This window comes from Peptoclostridium litorale DSM 5388 (assembly GCF_900141635.1).
GTDB classification, from domain to species: domain Bacteria; phylum Bacillota; class Clostridia; order Peptostreptococcales; family Peptostreptococcaceae; genus Peptoclostridium; species Peptoclostridium litorale.
Map to the genome: position 1 here is coordinate 82,729 of NZ_FSRH01000003.1, position 22,075 is coordinate 104,803.

Consider the following 22,075-nt stretch of genomic DNA (forward strand, 5'->3'; position numbering starts at 1 on the left):
AAAGGGTGGAGGCAATGATTCAAAATAAAAAATTTGAAGACAGATTTGATATTTTAAGGCTGGTGTTTATTGCTGTTTTTTGCATGCTGGCTGTCAGGATTTCGTTTATGACAATAATACAGGGAGAAGAGTATTATAATCAAGCATCAAACAAGGTTTATAGAAAAATATCAGTTGAGGCGCCAAGAGGCGAGATAAGAGACAGATATGGAAGGCTGCTCGCGGGCAGCAGACCGAGTTTTGCCGTTCGAATATCCAAAAATGAAGTGCTAAAGGACAAGACAAATGATGTGGTGCTTCAGCTTGTGAACATACTGGAAAAAAATAGAGATGAATATCTCGATGAATTCCCCATAAAAATGAAAAATGGGACATACCAGTTTGAATCCGAGCAAAAAATAAAAGAATGGAAAAAAACCAACAATATACCTTCTGTAAGCAACGCGAAAGAGAGCTTCTATATTCTTGCGGAAAGGCTAGTGGAAAGTGGAAGCATAGATGCAGACATATATGCACTGGAGCCGTACGAGCTGCAAAAAATGCTCAATGAAAAGGGTGTATATCCACCTATATATGTTTCGAAGTGGAAGTTTTCAGAGCAGGTAAGAAAAGAAAACTGGCTTTACGGGTATGGGATAAAAGACGAAAACATAAGTGCAGCTAAGGCTTTTGATAAGATAAAGGAATATTTCGAGCTTGAGAACATGGAAGACATTGATGATGCGAGGAAGATAATGTCAATAAGGGACCTCTTGAAGGCGAAGGGATATCTTCAGTATCAGCCTGTAGACGTTGCAGTGGATGTATCTCAAAATACAGTTGCGGAAATAGAGGAAAAGGGCGTGCAGCTTACTGGGGTAAGTGTTGAAATAAAGCCTATAAGATACTATCCAAATGGCAGCGCGGCCTCCCATATACTTGGCCAGATGGGTAAAATTTCTCAGACACGCGAAATAGAATATTATGTTAAAGAAAAGGGTTACAACCAAAATGACATGATAGGCAAGACCGGCATAGAAAAAGAATTTGAAGAAAGACTTAAGGGAACAAACGGCTATAATAGGGTCCAGGTGGATGCTGCGGGAAGGCTGATAAAAAGGCTTGATATGAATGAGCCTTTGCCAGGAGACGCAGTATATCTCACAATAGACCTGGATCTTCAAAAAAGAGCCGAGGAGTCGCTGAAAGAAGTACTTCAGACTATAAGAAGCGGCGGAACTTATAGCAGCAAATGGGGAAATTACAGGCTAAGAGACAGCAGCGTATATGACAAGGCTACATCAGGAGCCGTGGTTGCACTGGATGTCAATACGGGAGAAGTGCTTGCTCTCGCGAATTACCCGGACTACGACCCAAACTTGTTTTCAACTGGAATATCAAACGATGATATGGAAAGCCTTCTTCCAGCAAATGGCAATGACCTTCTTGCTCCAAGGCCGCTTTACAATATAGCGACTATGACGGCTGTTCAACCGGGTTCGACATTTAAGATGGTAACAGGTCTTGCAGCTCTCGAAGCGGGACTTTCTCCAACATACACTATAAGGGATAAGGGATATATAAAACTTGGGAACAAGACTTTTGGTTGTTGGATATGGAACAGCAGCAGGGGTAATCACGGGGATACGGACCTTTACAAGGCGCTTGAGGTTTCGTGCAACTACTATTTCTACAGCCTGAGTGTTGGGTACGACTATTCAAAGGACAAGCCGCTGCCCGTAAAAATGAGTGTCGATGACATACTCCACTATGCGAGGCTTTTCGGGCTTGATGAAGAGACCGGCATACAGATAGAAGAGTTTGCAGGAAAGGTTCCAAATCCTGAAGACAAACTCAAAACGACAAAGAGGATGCTAAAAAACAGGCTTAACAAAAAGCTTGAAAAATATTTTGAGGACATAGAAAAAAACAAAGACTTGAATGAATATGAAAAAAGGGTAGAGACAATAGTCTCGTGGACAGAGGAAAACCCTTCAAGAGGAGAGATTATAAGAAGGCTTACCGACCTTAAAATAAAAAGCGACAAGATAGGCGAAGTGACCGATTTAGTGAAATACAGCTATTTCAACCAGGCACAGTGGGGAACGGGAGACAGTTTCAACATAGGCATAGGCCAGGGTGAAAACTCATATACGCCTATACAAATGGCAAACTATATATCGGCAATATCCAATGGAGGCTATAAAAACAAGGTTACTGTGGTGGACAAAATAGAATCTTATGATAAACTTAATATAGAAAGAATAGAACGAAAAAGCGAAAAAATAGAGCTGGTAAATGAAAAAAACCTTGAAGAAATTAAAAAGGGCATGAGAAGGGTTACAAGCATAGGTACAGCAAGTAGCGTGTTTGGGAGATTCCCAGTTGAAACTGCAGCCAAAACTGGTACAGCCCAAAAAAGTGGCAGGGTACCTGCTAAAGATGAGCAGGAGTATATATATTCACACTTGTCCAGTTTTGGAGTGTCAAAGGAGATGCTCGATCAAAAAGCCGACGAGCTAGAAGCGAAGTCTGCAAGGGAAATGGACAGGGAGTATTTTTTGAGAAATGCACTTTTAAAGCTCAATCCAAAGCTCAAATCAGCGGATATAGACAGGTTCAAGGACACATATGATGATTTTGCATGGTTTGTATCTTTTGCGCCATATGACAAACCGGAGATTGCAGTTGTAGTCATGATATTCCAAGGAGGCCATGGTGGGTATGGGGCCCCTATAGCAAGGGATGTCATTGCACAGTATATGGGATTGGAAGATGAAATTGACGTCCCAAAAATTGATTATTCAGGCACATTGACGGAGTAAGGGTGTATTTAATAAAATAAATGGAGGAGTCTATATGAAGGACGCAGAAGTTGTTGAATTCAAGGGAACCAAAAATGGGCTCGTTATAAACATAAAAGGTGAGCATGACTTTGATACAATAGAAAAAAGCGTTACTGAAAAGGTTGAAGGTGCAGGAGGCTTTTTTACAGGAGCCACCATAGCTGCTATAAATTGTAGTCATATAGATGATGTAGAGTATTTAAGGCTAAAAGCCCTTGTTACAGAAAAGCTGCACATGAAGCTTCTGGAGGAACAGGAACAAAAAAGCAGTGGAGTCTTTGAAGGTATACAAGAGGGTGATACAAAATTTGTAAAAAGCACACTTAGATCTGGCAAAAAGATAGAATTTAATGGTAATATAGTTATAATAGGTGATGTGAACCCGGGGGCACAGATAGTTGCACATGGAAACGTAGTAGTTATAGGCTCTTTAAAAGGAGTAGTGCATGCGGGTGCAAACGGCAATAAAAAGGCTTTCGTATCAGCATATGAGCTTCAGCCCATGCAGCTTAGGATTGCGGACAGCATAGCCATACCGCCAGAAAGCGAATCCGGCAACAAGCCGGAATTTCCAGAAATAGCTTTTATAAAAGACAATCATATAGTAATCGAACCAAGCCTTAATAGAAAATGATTTGGGAGGTTGAGTAGATGGGAGAGGTAATAGTCATAACATCTGGTAAGGGAGGGGTCGGCAAGACGACCACGACTGCGAACATAGGGACAGCGCTGAGCCTTTCTGGGAAAAAAGTTGCAGTTGTTGATGCGGACATAGGACTTAGAAACTTGGATGTTGTAATGGGACTTGAAAATAGAATCGTGTATGATATTGTAGACGTAGTTGAGGGGAACTGCAGACTCAAGCAGGCCCTTATAAAGGACAAGAGATTCGAGGGACTCTATCTGCTTCCAGCCGCTCAGACAAGAGACAAGACGGCCGTGTCGCCAGATCAGATGAAAGAGCTTGCAAAAACCCTGAAGGAAAGCTTTGACTATGTAATTATAGACTGTCCGGCAGGGATAGAACAGGGATTTAAAAATGCAATAGCAGGGGCAGACAGGGCTATAGTCATAACTACCCCAGAGGTATCAGCCGTAAGGGATGCTGACAGGATAATAGGTCTTTTGGAGGCGAATGACCTTGAAAATCCAAATCTAATTATCAATAGGATAAGGTTTGAGATGGTAAAGCGCGGAGACATGATGAACATAGAAGACATAATAGACATATTAGCGGTAGACCTTGTGGGCGTTGTTCCGGATGACGAAAGTGTTGTAATAACTACAAACAAGGGTGAACCTGCAGTTACAGAGTCAAAATCGCTTGCAGGAAGGGCCTATTTGAATATTGCAAAGAGAATACTGGGGGAAGAAGTTCCGTTTTTGAGCATTGAAAGCAATGAGACTTTTATGGAAAAGATCAAGAGAATATTTGGAATTGCTAGATAGGGGTGATTAGGGATGGATTTGTTTAGCTTGTTCGGCAAAAGCTCTAAAGCAAGTAAGAACATAGCAAAAGAAAGACTTAAGCTTGTGCTTGTGCATGACAGAACTAATTGTTCAGATAGTTTTTTGGAAAACATTAAAGGAGACCTCATAAAAACCATATCCAACTACATAGAAATAGATGAGGATGGTTTTGAAGTCAAGATGACCAAGTCAAGGGATTCGAGTGAGGGGACTGTGCTTTCAGCCTTGGTAGCCAATATACCGATAAAAAAAGTGAAGGACTGCAAAAGATAAAAGGGAATTCCACTTTTGGAATTTCCTTTTCTTTTCGGTCGGAAGATATTTTTAAACCCAAAAGGTCTTGTCAACGCAGGGAGGAAAAAATGGATTTTAGAAAGTTCAAAGAGATTGACTGGAAACTGCTTGTTATAGTTTCGCTGATATTCATACTAGGAATAATAGTAATAAGCAGTGCAACCCAGGCGAATATAGTTGGAATAAACAGGCAGGTCAAGGTCCAGTTCATATCGTTTTTAATGGGACTGTGCATAATATTTGGATTGCTGCTCATAGACTACAATACATTTGCAAAATACAGCAGGCCAATATATATAGTGAATATACTGCTACTGCTTCTTGTTTACATGCCGGGGCTTGGAATACAAAGAGCGGGAGCAAGGTCGTGGATAAACCTTGGGTTTGTTGATCTTCAAACATCTGAAATAGTAAAGATAGGGTTCATACTCTCGTTTGCCAGTTTTCTTGAAGATAAAAAAGGAAAATTAAATACATTCAGGGATTTGATGCCTGTGGCATTGTATGCAGCTCCAATAGTTCTTCTCATATTAAAGCAGCCTGACCTTGGAACTGCAATAGTTTTCGTATCTATAATTTCAGGAATGGTTTTTATATGTGATATAAATATCAAAATAGTGTTTTATACCATGGCTGCTTCTGTTTTGTCGATTCCTGCAATATACCCATTTTTGAAAGCGCACCAAAAATTAAGAATAGATGCATTTTTACATCCGGGAAATCCTGATTACGCCGGCAACTACCAGGTTATACAGTCTATGATTGCCATAGGTTCGGGCAAGATTTTTGGCAAGGGACTTTACAAGGGGACCCAGAACCAGTTTAATTTCCTTCCGGTTCAGGACACTGACTTTATATTTGCAGTAATGGGAGAGGAACTTGGGCTTATAGGAGGGCTTATGCTTATAATTCTCTTTTACATGTTGTTAAAGAGGATACTCACAATAGCCAAGACTTCAAAAGACTTTTACGGCAGTCTTATAACAACAGGAGTGCTATTCATGTTCTTGTACCAGACGATTCAAAACATAGGCATGACAATGGGACTTATGCCTGTAACGGGAGTCACGCTTCCGTTTGTGAGCTATGGAGGAAGTTCTATGATAAACAGCATGATAGCCCTGGGGATTGTATTCAATGTAGCCATGAGAAGAAAGAAAATCAATTTTTAATATATTTATGGAGGTAGAGAGCTATAATGGAAAGAGTCGAAATAAACGACATTTTGCTTAAGGTTGAAAAACCTGCAAGGTATACTGGTAATGAAATTAACGTATACAAAAAGGAAATAGATGAAAAGACAATAAGGTTTGCATTTGCATTCCCGGACATATATGAGGTGGGCATGAGCTTTATGGGAATGCAGATACTTTACAATCTGCTAAACAACATTGATGATGTGTATTGTGAAAGGGTATTTGCGCCGGCTTCAGATATGGAAAGCGTAATGAGGGAAAAGAATCTCCCACTGTTTGCTCTTGAAAGCAGGCATCCTTTAAAGAATTTTGACTTTGTAGGATTTACGCTTCAGTATGAGCTTTCATATACAAACATATTAAATATGCTTGACCTTTCAGGAATACCTCTTTATGCAAATGACAGATCGGAGGAAGACCCGTTTGTAATAGTTGGAGGGCCTTGCGTTTACAATATGGAGCCTATAGCGGACTTTGTAGACATAGCGACAATAGGCGAGGGCGAAGAGGTAATGGCCGAGCTTATGGACAGCTACAGGGCGTGGAAGAAAAGCGGCAAGAGCAAAAGGGATTTCCTGGTTCAAATAGCAAGGGATATTGAAGGTGTGTACATCCCATCCCTATACGACTGCAAGTATAATGAAGACGGCACGCTCAAAGAGGTATCTCCAAATATCGAAGGAGTGCCGGCTAAAATAAAAAAGAGAATAATAAAAGACCTGGATTCTGTATACTATCAAGACAGACTTATAGTCCCGTATATAGACATTGTTCACGACAGGATAATGCTCGAGATATTTAGGGGATGCACAAGGGGATGCAGGTTCTGCCAGGCCGGAATGCTATACAGGCCTATAAGGGAGAGAAGCGTTGAAAAACTCAAACAGCATTTGGCGAAGATTGTAAAAAGCACAGGATACGAGGAAATATCACTGTCATCACTGAGCACAAGCGACTATTCGGGCCTTGAAGAACTCACAATGCACATACTAAAGGAATATAGTGAAAAGGAGAAGATATCTCTTTCACTTCCATCTTTAAGGCTTGACAATTTCTCGGCAGAACTTGCCCAAAAGATTCAGGAGGTTAGAAAAAGCGGACTTACGTTTGCACCGGAGGCGGGAACTCAAAGGCTCAGGGATGTAATAAACAAGGGTATAACTGAAGAAGACCTTGAAAACGCAATGACAAAGGCTTTTGGCATGGGGTGGAGCAATGTAAAGCTGTACTTCATGATGAGCCTTCCGACAGAGACATATGAAGACCTTGACGGAATAGGGGATCTTGCATACAAGGTATTGGACATATACAGAGATCTGAATGACGGAAAGCTTGGCAGGAATTTCAATGTAACTGTAAGCACGTCTTCATTTGTACCAAAGCCGTTTACTCCTTTCCAATGGGAGCCGCAAAACACCGTTGAAGAGCTCAGGGAAAAACAAAGGTATCTGGTTCAAATGCTTAAAAACAAGAACATATCATACAAATACCATGAATCAAAGACAAGCTTTTTGGAGGCTGTAATGGCAAGGGGAGACAGAAGGCTTTCAAAGGTTATACATGATGCATTCAAAAAGGGATGCACATTCGACGGATGGGACGAGAAATTCCAGTTTGATCTTTGGAAAGAGGCATTTGAAGAGAATGATATGAGCATGGAGTTTTACGCACACAGAAGAAGAAGCTATGACGAACTGTTCCCATGGGATCATATAGATGCAGGAGTGAGCAAGAAATTCCTTATAGATGAAAATGAAAAAGCGAAAAACGAGCAGCTTACACCTGACTGCAGAGGCGGATGCAGGGGCTGTGGAATAAATACAGATATAGCAAGGGGGCTGTGCTAATGCCTTTAGTAAGGAGCAAATTCAAAAAAGAATCTGACATGATATATATATCACACCTTGACCTTTTAAGACTGCTGGAAAGAACAATGAGAAGAGCCGGAATAAAACCGACATTCACGCAGGGGTTCAACAAACATCCCAAGATATCTTTCGCGCAGGCTCTCTCGCTTGGAATCGCAAGCCAGGGAGAGTATGTGGACATTGAAATTGACAGTGATATGAGCGGGGACGAATTTAAAGAGAGTATGAACAAATTCCTTCCTGAAGGAATTGAGTTTACAAAGTCAAAAATAGTCGACAAAAAATCAGATTCTCTAATGAGCATAGTGACTCATGCAAGATACATGCTGAACATAATATTACAGGGCGAAATTTCAAGGGATGAGGCGCAAACAGAGCTGGACAAATTCATGGAAATGGAAGAGATACTTGTCAAAAAGAAGAACAAAAAGGGCAAAATAAAGGAAATCAACATAAGAACCATGGTACAAAGCATGGCAATAACATTTGTGGAGGATGGCCAAATGTATATAAATGCCGTTCTTTCGACGGGTTCTGCCGGAAACCTAAAGCCTGACATACTGCTTAGTTCAATTGCTGATAATACAAATCTTGAATTTTGCCCTCAGGACTCAAGGATGCAAAGGCAGGACATGTACATCATGGACGGCGAAGATATGAAATCGCTAATTTAAATTTGGAAGTGATAGCTTGAAGAGGATATTAATAGACAGGGGACTGTTTTATACGAGAATAGCAGCAGCAAAGGACAACAGCCTGCTTGATATTAGAGTTCATGAAAGTTTAAACAAAAGCATCGTTGGAAATGTGTACAGGGGGAAGGTGCATAGGATACTTCCTGGAATAAGGGCCGCTTTTGTTGACATAGGGGAAGGCAAAAATGCATATTTGCCTATTGGGAAAAACAGCAAGGTAAAGCAGGGCGCCGATGTATTGGTGCAGGTTGAAAAGGACGGCATGGGAGATAAGGGGCCAAAGATCTCACTCGAGATATCCCTTGCAGGAAAGCATATGATACTGATTCCGCAAGAAAGCCACGAAAGTATAATTAAAATTTCAAACAAGATAAGCGACGAGCATGAAAGAAGTAGGCTCCTATCGGTTGTGGAAGAAATGTGCCCTACGGGCTTTGGGGCGGTAGTGAGGACTAATGCCGCAAATGCGCAAAAGGCTGAGTTTGAGGGGGAGATAAGCCGCCTCGCTAGCCAGTGGGAAGCCATAAAGAGCGAATATGTATTGGGCATTGGTCCTAAGCTTTTACTCAGTTCGATTGACACTGTGACTGAATATATAAGGGATAATTTCAACCAGAGCTTTTGCCAGATTGTGGTCAATGATCCTGATGATTATGAAAAAATAAAATTGATGCTTAAAATAAACAAGAGTGAAAAAGACAGGCTGCTCCTCTTCGATGAGACTAGCGACATATTTGACTATTACAACATAAAGAAGAGCATAAAGAGCCTTACAAACAGGAAGCTATGGCTTGAAAGCGGAGCTCACATAATAATAGAACCAACAGAGGCTCTTACGGTGATAGATGTAAACACGGGCAGGAAGGTAAAAGGATTCGATGTGGAAAAGACCATACTCGAAGCCAATATGGAAGCTGCAGACGAGGCAGTGCGCCAAATAAAGCTAAGGGACATAGGCGGCATAGTCATCATAGACTTCATAGACATGAAATCTGCAGGGAACAGGCAAAGGCTTGTGAAAAGGCTTGAGGAGAATTTTGCGGATGAACCGGGAAGGGCTTTTGTACATGGCATTACGCAGCTGGGCCTTGTGGAAATCACAAGGAAAAACCAGAAAAAAGGAATAGAGCTGCTTATAAGCAAGGAGTGCCCATATTGCCACGGGGCCGGAAAAATATCTTCAGACTATTTTGTGCTGGATTCCATTGAAAAGGAAGCTTCTAGGATGAAAAAACATACCAATGCAGAAGCAGCACTTTTTCATGTGAGCTGTGACTTTTACGATTCTATGGAAAAGGACGAATTTAAGCATATATATAGCATATGCAAAAAATATGGAATTGAAATAATAGTGGCAAAGGACCATTTTCAAAAACCTGGAAAAGCGTCTGTAAAGGCAATGGGAGGCAGGGCGCAGGTTATGGAGAAACTCCAAAATTGCTTTGAATTTAAAGGAATTTATCCATTGACAAAAGAAGCTTAATTTGGTAACATAAATGAGGTAACCGCGCAGGATGGGTATGAATGCCGTAAGGCAACCTGATTCTGGCGAGTCTGGATAGAGGAGGTGCGACAATGTACGCAATAGTAGAAACTGGTGGAAAGCAGTACAGAGTACAAGAAGGCGATGTGATATTCGTTGAGAAGCTTGAGGCAAGTGAAGGAGATGTAGTTACTCTTGACAAGGTCCTAGCTTTTTCTAAGGATGGAAGCCTTTCAGTAGGAAGTCCTGTAGTTGAAGGCGCTAAAGTTGAAGCTAAGGTTGTAGAAAATGGCAAAGCTAAGAAAGTTGTTATCTACAAATACAAGGCTAAGAAAGACTACAGAAAGAAAAAAGGCCATCGTCAGCCATACACTAAGCTTCAAATTGAAAAAATAATGGGATAATGATTACGGTCAGTATATCCAGAAACAGTAAAAACAATAAAATAATGGAGTTCGAGATAAGCGGCCATGCGGGATACGATGAGTACGGAAGAGACATTGTATGCAGTGCGATTTCGATTCTTGCACAGACTGCTGTGATTGGACTTTTGGAATATGTAAGGATAGATTGTACTTACGAAATAAAAGATGGTTATCTTTACTGCAAACTGCCGCAGCACTGCTCGGAGCAGGAGCAGGTGAAGATAGACAGCATTCTCGAGACAATGGTGCTCGGAATTGAAAACATCAAAAATGGGTACGGATCCTACGTAAGCATTGAGTATAAGGAGGTGTAGGCATGCTATTCAACATAAATCTTCAATTATTCGCGAGTAAAAAAGGTGTTGGTTCTACTAAGAACGGCCGTGACTCGCAATCAAAGAGACTAGGTGTGAAAAGAGCAGATGGACAAGTGGTAACTGCTGGAAGCATACTGGTTAGACAAAGAGGAACTAAGATGCATCCAGGAAACAACGTTGGAAGAGGCGGAGACGATACACTGTTTGCTCTTGTGGACGGAGTAGTTAAATTCGAAAGAAAAGACAAGAAAAGAAAACAAGTTAGTATCTATGCTGCAGAATAATAAGATTGCTAAGGAGTGTCTCGTGACACTCCTTTTTAATATAAAGGTGGTATTTTTATGTTTGTCGACAAGGCAAAATTATTTGTCAAGGCAGGAAACGGCGGAAACGGCGTCGTAGCATTCAGAAGAGAAATATACGTTCCAGCCGGCGGACCGTCTGGTGGAAACGGCGGAAACGGCGGAAACATAGTGATTGAAGCCGACAATGGGCTTAGAACACTCATGGATTTGAAATACAAGCAAAAGTATGTTGCGCAGTCCGGTGAAGACGGAAAGAAAAAAAATATGGAAGGAGCGCACGGGGAAGAGCTTGTGCTTCATGTGCCTCCAGGAACGATAGTAAGGGACGAGGAGAGCGGACTCGTAATAGCTGACCTTAAAGAGCACGGTGACAAGGCCATAGTGGCAAGAGGAGGAAGAGGCGGAAAAGGAAATGCTTTCTTCAAGACAGCTACAAGACAGGCTCCAAGATTTGCAAAGGCGGGAACGTCCGGAGAGGAAAGATGGATAACTCTTGAGCTTAAGCTTCTTGCTGATGTAGGTCTTATCGGGTTTCCTAATGTCGGAAAATCAACCTTCCTTTCTATAGTTACAAAGGCCAAGCCTAAAATTGCAAACTATCACTTTACAACATTGACACCTAATCTTGGAGTTGTACAAACAAGATTTGGAGACAGTTTTGTGATGGCGGACATACCGGGCCTTATAGAAGGCGCACATGAGGGCATAGGGCTTGGGCATGAGTTTTTAAGGCATGTCGAGAGGACTAAGCTTTTGATACACATAGTGGATGTTTCTGGAATGGAAGGAAGAGATCCGCTGGATGACTTCAAAAAGATAAATGAAGAGCTTCAAAAATATAATGCCGTGCTTGCGGGAAGAACGCAGGTAGTGGTTGCAAACAAAATGGACATTCCAGGTGCGAATGAAAATTATGAGATATTCAAAGAAGAAGTAGAAAAGCTGGGATACAAGGTGTTTTCAATGTCAGCTGCGACAAGAAGCGGAGTTGACGAAGTTATAGACTATGTATGCCCTATTCTGAAAGAAATAGAAGATACGCAGATAGTATCAGAAGAGGACATGATGCCAAGCCTGGATATGATTAGTCAGAGTGAAGATGATATAAGCATAAGTGTTGAAGAAGATGTATATATAATAGAAAGCAAAGCGCTTGACAACATTCTATACTCGGTAGACTTTGACGACATGGAATCCCTTCGATATTTCCAAAGCGTGCTTGAGAAAAAAGGCGTTTTTGCAAAGCTTAAGGAAATGGGAATAAAAGATGGTGACCTTGTAAAGATATATGAACTTGAATTTGAATACTATGAATAGATTAACAGCTATTGAAGGGCAGGTAAAACATGATTACAGGAAAGCAAAGAGCGTATCTTAGAGGTTTAGCAAACGGAATTAAGCCTATTACTCAAATAGGAAAAGAGGGAGTTACTGATGCATTCATAAAGCAGCTTGATGCAGCATTGAATGCAAGAGAACTGGTAAAAGTGCATGTTCTTGAAAACAGCGGACTTGATGTTAAGGAATGCGCAAATGAGGTAGTTAAAAGGGTTAACGGAAACTTTGTACAGGCGATAGGGTCGAAATTTACAGTATATAAGAGATCAAAAGACAATCAGCAAATAAAGCTTCCTAAAAAATAGGACGCATTAATTTGCTTGCAAAAAGCCCTTTATGTTATATAATGGGGATATAACTGTGACAACTTCAATGCTGATTTCAAATGGGATTGGAGTTGTCTATTTTAGCATTTGTGAAATTGAATATAAAATATGAGTTACAGTAAAAGGTAATCTCAGTGGAGAATATATATGGATGATAAAATAAAAATAGGCATAATGGGCGGAACTTTTGACCCGATTCACTACGGTCATCTTGCTACAGCAGAGGCTGTCAGAAAAAAATATGGGCTTGAAAAAGTGCTTTTCATACCGTCTGGAAACCCTCCCCATAAAACCGACAGGGACATAACCTCAAAATCACATAGATACAACATGAGCATACTGGCTACAGTAAGCAATGATTTCTTTGAAGTTTCAGATGTTGAAATTCAAAAGGACAGGCTTTCCTACACCGTTGATACGCTTTTGGAGCTCAGCGAAAAAAATCCAAATGCCCAGTACTATCTGATAATGGGAGCAGATGCATTTTGCGACATTGAAACATGGAGCAGAGTTGAAAAGCTGTTTGAGCTTTCAAAAGTTGTAGGAGCAACTAGGCCGGGAATAGATATGGATGATTTCAAAAGGAATATAACAAAAATCCAGCAAAAATATAAAACACAAATACTTCATGTCCACGTTCCGTCGCTTGACATATCTTCTACCGATATAAGGGACAGAATAAAATATGGAATGACAATAAAATATCTTCTTCCTGAAAATGTGGAAAAGTATATATACAAATATAATCTCTACAGGTGATTAATATGGATATAGAGCAAATCAAGGAAAAGCTTAAAAAGATTGTCTCCCCCAAAAGATTCAAACACACCATTGGAGTTTTTGAAACGGCAGAAAAACTTGCAAAGACTTACGGTGCGGATGTCCAAAGGGCTCAAATGGCTGCGCTTCTTCATGACTGTGCAAAGGGTGTAAAAGGGGAAAAAGTGTTTGAATATGTATTTGAGCATGATGTCTTTCTAGATGACATTGAAAAAAAGGAGACTGCTCTTTCTCATGGAGCCATAGGGGCGCACATGGCGAGGGCGGAATTTGGAATAAATGATGATGAGATAATTTCGGCTATAAGATATCATACTACAGGCAAGCCTGACATGACTAAGCTGGAAAAGATAATATACATAGCGGATTTTATTGAGCCAGAAAGGAGCTATCCCGGGGTGGACGAGCTCAGAAAACTTGCATTTGAAGATATTGACGCAGCGCTGCTTTTGGCGTTTGACAATACAATAAGATATGTATTGTCCATACGCAAGATACTTCACACAAGAACAATTGAAGCCAGAAATTTCATTTTAGAACAAATGGAGCATATGGGGTGTTGATATGAAATATTTTATTAAGGTGTTTGTAGTTTCGTTTCTCATATTTACAATGACAATAAGCGGGGGACTTTTTTTTGTAACATCCAAGATAAGCAGTATTCCGGGAGAGTTTGAAAGTTCGGGCGTTGAAGGTTCACCTGTTAACCTTGACAAAAAGGACAAGGGCGTTGTGAATGTGCTTTTAATGGGTGTGGACAGTTTAAATGCAAAAAAGAGCAATACAAGGACCGACACAATGATGCTTTTCAGCTTCAATCCCGAGACGAATAAGGCTTCTATAGTCTCGATACCAAGGGATACAAGAGTCAAAATAAGGGGAAGAAGTGGATACGACAAGATAAACGCTGCAAATGTATACGGTGGAGTGGATCTGGCCGTGAAAACGGTAAAGGACCTTTTGGGAGTGCCGGTGCATCACTATGTAAAGGTCGACTATCAAGCTCTTTTCAAGACTGTGGACGACATAGGCGGGGTGGAAGTTGACGTGCCCATAAGGATGAAGTATAACGACCCTTATGCAAATCCTCCGCTTCACATAGACCTGCAAAAGGGAAATCAGGTGCTTGACGGAAGCAAGGCCATGCAGTTTTTGAGATTCAGAAAAGGAAGCAAGGGATATCCGGGATATCCGGACCAAGACCTTGGAAGGATAAGAGCCCAGCAGAGCTTTTTGGATGCGATGATAAGGAAGGTTCTCAGCCCTTCTTCAATACTTAAAATTCCTGACTATGTGCAGACTCTGTACATGTATGTGGAAACAGACATGAAAATAAAGGACATGCTTGACATGGCATATATGGCAAAGGGAATAAATCCTGACGAGATGACAAAGGCGACTCTTCCTGGAGAACCTGCTATGATAAACGGTGTTGCATACTATCAGGTCAAGCAGGACGATATAAAGGCTATAAGAGAGGAGTTTTTCTCCTTAGAGGGTAATTAAGGAGGCAGACATATTGGTTACAGAAGAGATAAGAGCTATTGTAAAAGAGATATACGAGGCAATCGACGACAAAAAGGGTGAAGACATAGTTGTAATAAACATAGGCGGACTTTCTATAATAGCAGACTATTTTGTTATCGCAAGTGCGGGATCTGAAAGACAGGCGAAGGCCATAGCTACCGAAGTTCAGAAAAGGCTTGCCAAAAAGGGAATTTTCCCAATAGGGAAGGAAGGGCTTTCAAGTCCAAGCTGGATACTTCTTGACTATGGAGATGTAATGGTGCATATTTTCAAGAGTGAGGAAAGGTATTTTTATGACCTTGAAAGGACATGGAAAGATGCGCCGAGAGAGGAAATAGAAAATTTTTAAAATTTTGAAATACTGCCTTGATAATAGAATGTAATTTATATATAATAGATGTAAACTGTATACAAGAATAGGCGTTGGAGTATTAGAGGATGGGGCATGAACTCAGAGAGCTGGTGGTAGGTGCAAACCAGCATGCAATACCTTGAACTTGCCAAACATAAGCCTGTGGTTTAGCAAACCTTAAAATGCAATCTAAGAGGGATCCGTGAGGGTCCAATTAGGGTGGTACCGCGAAAGCTTTCAGTCCTTTCGTCCCTAAAGGGGGACGCAGGGACTTTTTTATTTTTTGTGAATATATTAGGAGGTGCAGCATGTCATCATATAATTTCAGTATGATAGAAAAGAAATGGCAGAAAATTTGGGATGAGACAGAGGCTTTCAAAACAGTAGAAAATGAAAAGCCAAAATACTATGCATTGGAGATGTTTCCATATCCATCTGGTAAAATACACATGGGACATGTGAGGAACTATTCAATAGGAGACGTAGTTGCAAGATTTTTGAAAATGAAAGGCTATAACGTGCTTCATCCAATGGGATGGGATGCATTCGGGCTTCCAGCCGAAAACGCAGCCATAAAGCACGGACTACACCCGTACAAGTGGACTATTGAAAACATGGAAGAGATGAAGACTCAGCTTAAGCTTTTGGGGCTTAGCTATGACTGGGATAGGGAGATAGGCACATGCCATCCAGACTACTACAAGTGGACTCAGTACATATTCCTTAAATTCTTTGAAAAGGGGCTTGCATACAAGAAGGAATATGCTGTAAACTGGTGCCCTTCATGCGAGACGGTTCTTGCAAACGAGCAGGTAGTGGGCGGAGAATGCGAAAGATGCTCAAGCCCTGTAGGAAAGAAAAAGCTTGACCAGTGGTACTTTAAGATTACAGACTATGCGGAAGAGCTTCTACAGGACATTGACAAGCTTGATGGCTGGCCTGAAAAGGTTAAGACCATGCAGAAAAACTGGATAGGAAAAAGTGTGGGAGCAGAAGCCGACTTTTCGATTGAAGGTTTTGACAAGAGCATGAAGATATTCACTACAAGACCTGACACTATATACGGCGTGACATACATGGTTCTTGCACCTGAGCATGAATATGTGGATGAGCTTGTGGCAGGAAGTGAATATGAGGAAGCCGTTACAGCGTTCAAGGCTAAAATGGCTCACATGAGCGAGATAGAAAGAACTTCAAACGAAGCTGAAAAAGAAGGTATATTCATAGGAAGATACGCAATAAACCCTGTAAACGGAGCTAAAATCCCTATATATATAGCAAACTACGTGCTTGCTGACTACGGTACTGGAGCAATAATGGCCGTTCCAGCTCATGACGAGAGGGACAATGACTTTGCTAAAAAATATGAAATTGAGATAGTAGACGTAATCGACGAAGATGGAAAAGTGATAAACTCGCAGGAGTTCAACGGATTTGACTACAAAGAGGCCGGCGAAAAGATAACTCAAAAGCTTGAAGAGATGGAAATAGGCAAGAAGACTATAAACTACAGGCTTAGAGACTGGCTTATATCAAGACAAAGATACTGGGGATGCCCCATACCTGTTGTTTACTGTGACGAATGTGGAATAGTGCCGGTGGAGGAAAAGAATCTTCCTGTAATGCTTCCGACTGACGTGAAGTTCACAGGAAAGGGAGAATCGCCTCTTACAACTTCAGAAGAATTCAAGTATGTAAGCTGTCCTAAATGCGGCAAAAAGGCCAGAAGAGAAACTGACACGATGGATACTTTCGTAGACTCTTCTTGGTATTTCCTAAGATATATAGACCCTAAGAACGAAAACATTCCTTTTGGAAAGGAAATAGCTGAAAAGTGGATGCCTGTAGACCAGTATATAGGAGGAGTTGAGCACGCGATACTTCACCTTCTTTACTCGAGATTCTTCGTCAAGGTACTTAGGGACATGGGAATGTGCGACTTCGACGAGCCGTTCAAGAACCTTCTTACTCAGGGAATGGTGCTTAAAGACGGATCGAAGATGTCAAAATCAAAGGGCAACACTGTAAGCCCTATAGAGATAATAGACAAATACGGAGCAGATACTGCGAGACTTTTCATACTGTTTGCAGCGCCGCCTGAAAGAGACCTTGAATGGTCAGAAAACGGGGTTGAGGGATGCTACAGGTTCATAAACAGGGTATGGAGGCTTGTGGATGAAATAAACGAAGTGTGCGCAGGATCTGGCTTCGAATATTCTGGAGAGCTTGACAAGGACGACAAGCAGCTAAATTACGTTCTCAACGCTTCGATCAAGAAGGTTGGGGAAGATATAGCTGAAAGGTTCAACTTCAACACTGCAATATCCTCTGTTATGGAGCTTGTAAATGAGATGTACAGATACAAGGCGCTTGATGGCAAAAAGCCTGAGCTTTTAAATATTGCGTCAAAAGAGCTTCTTGTAATGCTTGCCCCATTCATACCTCATGCGGCGGAAGAGCTGTGGGAGATGAGCAAGCAAGAGGGAAGCATACACGAGCAGCAGTGGCCGTCATATGATGAAAAGGCACTTGTGAAGGATGCAATAGAAATAGTAGTCCAGGTGAACGGCAAGGTAAGAGGCAAGATGAGCGTACCTTCTGAAATATCTAGAGAGGATATGGAAAAAATCGCTCTTGATGATGAAAAGGTAAAAGAGTTCATAGCAGGCAAAAATGTTGTAAAGGTGATAGTCGTACCTAAAAAGCTTGTAAACATAGTAGTAAAATAATATATTGGCAATATAAGGGGGCGGAAAAATTTCCGCTCCTGATTTTATACATAAAAGGGGATGCTTAATTTGCTGGGAACTATAGTAAATGTGCTTTCGATAGTCGCAGGCAGCGCTTTGGGAATAAGCATAAGGGGAAAAAACACAGAAAAGTTTAGCGACACAATAATAAAGGGGATATCGCTTTGCGTAATACTGATAGGAATGCTGGGGGCCCTTGAGGTTACAGACGTTATGCTTGTGATATTTTCAATAGCTCTTGGAGGCCTGGCGGGAGAGCTTATGGATATAGACAGTGCGCTCAAAAGATTTGGAGAAAGGATGGAAAGGAGATTTGCTAAAAAAGGAGGCAAGATAGCTGAAGGTTTCATAAGCTGCACCCTTATATACTGCGTCGGAGCCATGGCGATAGTGGGATCGCTTGAAAGCGGACTTACCGGAAGCCACAAGACGCTCTTTGCAAAATCCGTACTTGACGGAATATCATCGATAGTGTTTGCGTCTACAATGGGAATAGGAGTAATGCTTTCGGCCGTTTCTGTTTTTATATATCAAGGGGCAATAACCCTTGGGGCGGGATTCCTTAAAAACATACTTACAGATGCCGTTGTAGCTGATATGAGCGTTGTGGGGAGCCTTTTAATCCTGGGACTTGGGCTCAACATACTGGGAGCATGCAAGATTAAAATTGCAAATCTTCTGCCCGCAATAATAATACCCGTAATATATCATGTTGGAAGGGGATTTTTTTAAGCCGACATGTAAAATATCGGCAGGGCATAAATGAACCTTTTTTCGAATATGTGACCTTATTCCAAGGGGGCGAAAGCTTTTGAATATTCGAAAAAATCACTCTTTAAGCAAAATTTTCAACAAAAGCAAAAATTAAAATAATTTGATAAATTCGCTTTAAATTTGTTGTTATTTATGATACAATTTCTTTGGTAATTCTTTTAATAAGCAGACAGTTATATATATGTGTGTTGGAGTTGAGGTTTTTGAAAACGTTTTTCAAATTCTAGATGCGGATATTTTTCACAATATATTGAACTATTTGCAAAAGCTGAAAATACTATAAATTCAGCTAAATGTCATTATCATTTAATTATTGGAGGAGAAGAAATAATGAAAAACCTGCTTAACAAATGGAATCAATTGAGTTTGGTCAAAAGAATCATAATAGGCCTTATCACTGGTATTATACTGGCTCTAACGGTTCCTGATGCTGTAAAACCGGTTGCAATTTTTGGTTCGCTGTTTGTAGGAGCTCTAAAGTCGGTTGCACCAATACTAGTATTTTTCCTAGTTATGTCAGCCATATCTCAGCATAAGAGTGGCCAGAAGACCAACATGAAATCAATTATTATACTTTATCTTCTAGGGACATTCATGGCTGGACTTGTTGCTGTTGTTGCAAGTTTTATGTTCCCGGTAACATTAAAACTTGGAGCTGGAGTTGAAAATGTAACGCCTCCAGGAGGAGTTTCAGAGGTTCTTAAAAACCTTCTTATGAACGTAGTTGACAACCCTGTAAAAGCGCTTACTAATGCCAATTACATCGGAATACTTGCTTGGGCACTTTTGCTTGGCCTTGCATTAAAGAATGCCCCTGAATCTACAAAGACTATGATAAGCAATTTCTCAGATGCACTATCTCAAATAGTAAGATGGGTTATAAACTTTGCTCCACTTGGAATAATGGGCCTTGTATTTGATACAATTGCTACAAATGGTATAGGGTCTCTTTTAAGCTATGGACAGCTTCTTCTTGTGCTTGTTGGAACGATGTTCTTCATGGCACTTGTAGTAAACCCAATAATCGTATTCGTAAACATACGTAGAAACCCATATCCGCTTGTACTTAAATGTCTAAAGGACAGCGGAATAACAGCATTCTTCACACGTAGCTCAGCTGCAAACATACCTGTAAACATGAGCCTTTGTGAAGAGCTTGGACTAGATAGCGACACTTATTCGGTTTCAATTCCACTTGGAGCCACTATAAACATGGCTGGTGCGGCTATAACTATTTCTGTACTGACTCTTGCAGCGGCACATACGCTTGGAATCAATGTAGACCTTGGTACGGCGCTTATACTAAGCCTTCTGTCAGCTGTAAGTGCTTGTGGAGCTTCAGGAGTTGCTGGAGGATCGCTTCTGCTTATACCTCTTGCGTGCAGTCTGTTTGGAATTCCCAACGATGTAGCTATGCAGGTAGTTGCAGTAGGATTCGTCGTAGGAGTTATACAGGACTCTTGCGAGACAGCACTGAACTCATCTACAGACGTGCTTTTCACAGCAGTATCTGAATTTGCACAGTGGCGTAAAGAGGGAAAAGAAATAAATATAAGCAAGTCTCCTGTTAAAAAGTGTTCTTAAAAACTTAAACTGATGAAAAAGCAGGTTCAAACTCTGAGCCTGCTTTTTTTATGGAATTCATTAGTATGATATTACGGCAGGTGAATTTAATATATTTTAAATATTTTAAAAATATAGTTGAAAAAACTGCAATGCTGTAGTAGAATAAAAGACATTAAAGATTGTATACAATTATATAAGTTTTAAATGTCGACCTTGTTTAGAGGAGCTTTAATAATTAGTAACTTTGTGGAGATGGCAATCAGTGAATCAAAGTGAAAGGGATTGAAGCCGAAGGCGTGTCCAGTTGCCAACTGGCGTGCCTGGCTGTGTGCATAATATGCATATGGCTGTCATCCTTGTTTTGGATGGAGAGCTAAAAGGGTTTGTCGAGATGCTTTTTGATGCAACTTAGGCAAATACCTTTGTTGCATTTTTTTATACTATTTTTTATGGGGTAATATAAAAATACAGAGCATGAGGCTTTTCAAAGTTCTTATAAGGGGTGCTCATACACACATGCGTCGCCATTCGGGATCAATGTCCCGCGGTACAAAGCTTTTTTAAAATCTGGAGGTGTGGTAATGGGAATAGTTGTACAAAAATACGGTGGAAGCTCAGTTGCAACAGTTGAAAAAATAACTAACATAGCAAAGAGGGTAATAGAAAGAAAAGAGGCGGGGGACTCCATGATAGTCGTGGTATCGGCAATGGGGAAGACTACGGACGGTCTTATAAGCCTGGCAAAGAGCATAAGCGACAAGCCGAATAAAAGGGAACTCGACGCGCTTATAGCTACGGGCGAAATGGTTTCAAGCTCGCTTTTGTCCATGGCGATAAACAACATGGGGCATGATGCGATATCGCTAAATGCATACCAGATAAGCATACAGACAGACGGGACATATGGAAAGTCACTTATACAAAACATAGAGGACAGGGTTTTAAATAAATATATAGACCAGGGCAAGATAATAATAGTTGCAGGCTTCCAGGGGATATCGGATGACAATGAGATAACCACGCTTGGAAGAGGCGGCTCCGATACCACTGCGGTTGCAATAGCGGCCAAGATGGAAGGGGTATGTGAGATATATACCGATGTGGACGGCATATATACTGTAGACCCAAGGATATTCAGCGACGCAAAGAAGCTGGACGAGATAAGCTATGAAGAAATGGTTGAGCTTTCAAGCCTTGGGGCGAAGGTAATGCACTCGAGATCAGTCGAGCTGGCACAAAAATACAATATACCGATATACGTAGGGGAAAGCTGCAGTGATAAAAAGGGAACTTACATCAGGGAGGTAAATAAAATGGAGAATAAGCCGATAACAGGGATAGCAGTTTCAGATGCGGACGTATCTATAACACTTGAGGACATAAACTACGACATAAATATGCTTTCAGACATATTCGAGTCAATAGCGAACAAGAAGATAAACATAGACATGATAAGCCAGACAGCTCCTTCGAATGGAAAAGTCAGCCTTTCATTTACAATACCGGAAGACGAGATTGACGAGTGCATAAACATACTTGGCGGCTTTGCAGAAGAAAAAAATATAACAGTCGACAGGGACATAACTAAATTCTCGGTTGTCGGAATAGGAATGAAGACGACTTCAGGAGTGGCTTCAAAGATATTCAGGCTGTTTAAGGAGAACAACATACAGGTAAAAATGATAACAACCTCTGAAATCAAAATAACCTGTGCGATAAAGAGGGAAGACAAGGGCGAGGCAGTAAATGTAATAGCAAGAGAATTTAACCTTTAGGAGAAGATA

General features: G+C 40.9%; 21 protein-coding genes and 1 riboswitch. All 21 genes read left to right on the forward strand.

Annotated elements, in window-relative coordinates; genetic code table 11:
• Nucleotides 1-14 precede the first annotated feature (14 nt).
• The 21 genes from BUQ87_RS03635 to BUQ87_RS03735 all read left to right on the forward strand — a co-directional run bounded on the left by BUQ87_RS03635 (nucleotide 15) and on the right by BUQ87_RS03735 (nucleotide 22,066).
• Entirely contained in the window at nucleotides 15-2,804 is a 2,790-nt protein-coding gene (locus BUQ87_RS03635; protein WP_074210038.1) for a penicillin-binding transpeptidase domain-containing protein, read from the forward strand.
• A gap of 34 nt (nucleotides 2,805-2,838) precedes the next feature.
• The gene (gene minC, locus BUQ87_RS03640; protein WP_038267878.1) at nucleotides 2,839-3,459 is read left to right on the forward strand and encodes a septum site-determining protein MinC; all 621 of its coding nucleotides are present in this window, start codon (nucleotides 2,839-2,841) and stop codon (nucleotides 3,457-3,459) included.
• 17 nt (nucleotides 3,460-3,476) lie between these two features.
• The gene (gene minD / locus BUQ87_RS03645; protein ID WP_038267881.1) at nucleotides 3,477-4,274 is read left to right on the forward strand and encodes a septum site-determining protein MinD; all 798 of its coding nucleotides are present in this window, start codon (nucleotides 3,477-3,479) and stop codon (nucleotides 4,272-4,274) included.
• A gap of 12 nt (nucleotides 4,275-4,286) precedes the next feature.
• A complete protein-coding gene (minE, locus tag BUQ87_RS03650; protein WP_038267884.1) occupies nucleotides 4,287-4,568 on the forward strand; it encodes a cell division topological specificity factor MinE in 282 nt (93 codons plus the stop codon).
• A gap of 89 nt (nucleotides 4,569-4,657) precedes the next feature.
• Nucleotides 4,658-5,761, forward strand: a complete 1,104-nt coding sequence (gene rodA / locus BUQ87_RS03655) for a rod shape-determining protein RodA (protein WP_038267887.1) — start codon at nucleotides 4,658-4,660, stop codon at nucleotides 5,759-5,761.
• A 26-nt stretch (nucleotides 5,762-5,787) separates the two neighbouring features.
• Nucleotides 5,788-7,632, forward strand: coding sequence for a TIGR03960 family B12-binding radical SAM protein (locus BUQ87_RS03660; protein ID WP_038267890.1), 1,845 nt, complete (start codon nucleotides 5,788-5,790; stop codon nucleotides 7,630-7,632).
• The gene (locus tag BUQ87_RS03665) at nucleotides 7,632-8,327 is read left to right on the forward strand and encodes a TIGR03936 family radical SAM-associated protein (RefSeq protein ID WP_038267892.1); all 696 of its coding nucleotides are present in this window, start codon (nucleotides 7,632-7,634) and stop codon (nucleotides 8,325-8,327) included. Before BUQ87_RS03660 ends, BUQ87_RS03665 begins: the two co-directional genes overlap by 1 nt.
• Before the next feature lie 16 nt (nucleotides 8,328-8,343).
• On the forward strand, nucleotides 8,344-9,831 hold the full coding sequence (locus BUQ87_RS03670; protein WP_052636411.1) for an Rne/Rng family ribonuclease: 1,488 nt from the start codon (nucleotides 8,344-8,346) through the stop codon (nucleotides 9,829-9,831).
• Between the two features lie 92 nt (nucleotides 9,832-9,923).
• Entirely contained in the window at nucleotides 9,924-10,235 is a 312-nt protein-coding gene (rplU, locus tag BUQ87_RS03675) for a 50S ribosomal protein L21 (protein ID WP_038267893.1), read from the forward strand.
• Entirely contained in the window at nucleotides 10,235-10,570 is a 336-nt protein-coding gene (locus BUQ87_RS03680; RefSeq protein ID WP_038267894.1) for a ribosomal-processing cysteine protease Prp, read from the forward strand. Before rplU ends, BUQ87_RS03680 begins: the two co-directional genes overlap by 1 nt.
• 2 nt (nucleotides 10,571-10,572) lie before the next feature.
• Nucleotides 10,573-10,857: a 50S ribosomal protein L27 gene (gene rpmA, locus BUQ87_RS03685; RefSeq protein ID WP_038267895.1), complete on the forward strand. Its 285-nt coding sequence runs from the start codon at nucleotides 10,573-10,575 to the stop codon at nucleotides 10,855-10,857.
• A 57-nt stretch (nucleotides 10,858-10,914) separates the two neighbouring features.
• The gene (gene obgE, locus BUQ87_RS03690) at nucleotides 10,915-12,195 is read left to right on the forward strand and encodes a GTPase ObgE (RefSeq protein ID WP_038267896.1); all 1,281 of its coding nucleotides are present in this window, start codon (nucleotides 10,915-10,917) and stop codon (nucleotides 12,193-12,195) included.
• Nucleotides 12,196-12,224: 29 nt separating this feature from the next.
• Nucleotides 12,225-12,521, forward strand: a complete 297-nt coding sequence (gene yhbY / locus BUQ87_RS03695; protein WP_038267900.1) for a ribosome assembly RNA-binding protein YhbY — start codon at nucleotides 12,225-12,227, stop codon at nucleotides 12,519-12,521.
• Between the two features lie 168 nt (nucleotides 12,522-12,689).
• Complete coding sequence (gene nadD / locus BUQ87_RS03700; RefSeq protein WP_038267904.1) at nucleotides 12,690-13,301, forward strand: nicotinate-nucleotide adenylyltransferase; 612 nt, start codon at nucleotides 12,690-12,692, stop codon at nucleotides 13,299-13,301.
• Between the two features lie 5 nt (nucleotides 13,302-13,306).
• Nucleotides 13,307-13,885, forward strand: a complete 579-nt coding sequence (gene yqeK / locus BUQ87_RS03705) for a bis(5'-nucleosyl)-tetraphosphatase (symmetrical) YqeK (protein ID WP_038267907.1) — start codon at nucleotides 13,307-13,309, stop codon at nucleotides 13,883-13,885.
• Between the two features lies 1 nt (nucleotide 13,886).
• A complete protein-coding gene (locus BUQ87_RS03710) occupies nucleotides 13,887-14,828 on the forward strand; it encodes an LCP family protein (protein WP_038267910.1) in 942 nt (313 codons plus the stop codon).
• Between the two features lie 13 nt (nucleotides 14,829-14,841).
• Entirely contained in the window at nucleotides 14,842-15,198 is a 357-nt protein-coding gene (gene rsfS, locus BUQ87_RS03715; protein WP_038267914.1) for a ribosome silencing factor, read from the forward strand.
• Between the two features lie 311 nt (nucleotides 15,199-15,509).
• Complete coding sequence (leuS, locus tag BUQ87_RS03720; RefSeq protein WP_038267918.1) at nucleotides 15,510-17,930, forward strand: leucine--tRNA ligase; 2,421 nt, start codon at nucleotides 15,510-15,512, stop codon at nucleotides 17,928-17,930.
• A gap of 60 nt (nucleotides 17,931-17,990) precedes the next feature.
• Nucleotides 17,991-18,683: a DUF554 domain-containing protein gene (locus BUQ87_RS03725; RefSeq protein WP_038267920.1), complete on the forward strand. Its 693-nt coding sequence runs from the start codon at nucleotides 17,991-17,993 to the stop codon at nucleotides 18,681-18,683.
• Between the two features lie 372 nt (nucleotides 18,684-19,055).
• Nucleotides 19,056-20,309 carry a serine/threonine transporter SstT gene (gene sstT / locus BUQ87_RS03730; RefSeq protein WP_038267923.1) on the forward strand — a complete coding sequence of 418 codons (1,254 nt, stop codon included), beginning with the start codon at nucleotides 19,056-19,058 and terminating at the stop codon, nucleotides 20,307-20,309.
• Nucleotides 20,310-20,501: 192 nt separating this feature from the next.
• Nucleotides 20,502-20,675: riboswitch (Lysine riboswitch) on the forward strand.
• Nucleotides 20,676-20,872: 197 nt separating this feature from the next.
• Nucleotides 20,873-22,066: an aspartate kinase gene (locus BUQ87_RS03735; RefSeq protein ID WP_038267925.1), complete on the forward strand. Its 1,194-nt coding sequence runs from the start codon at nucleotides 20,873-20,875 to the stop codon at nucleotides 22,064-22,066.
• The last annotated feature ends 9 nt before the right edge of the window (nucleotides 22,067-22,075 follow it).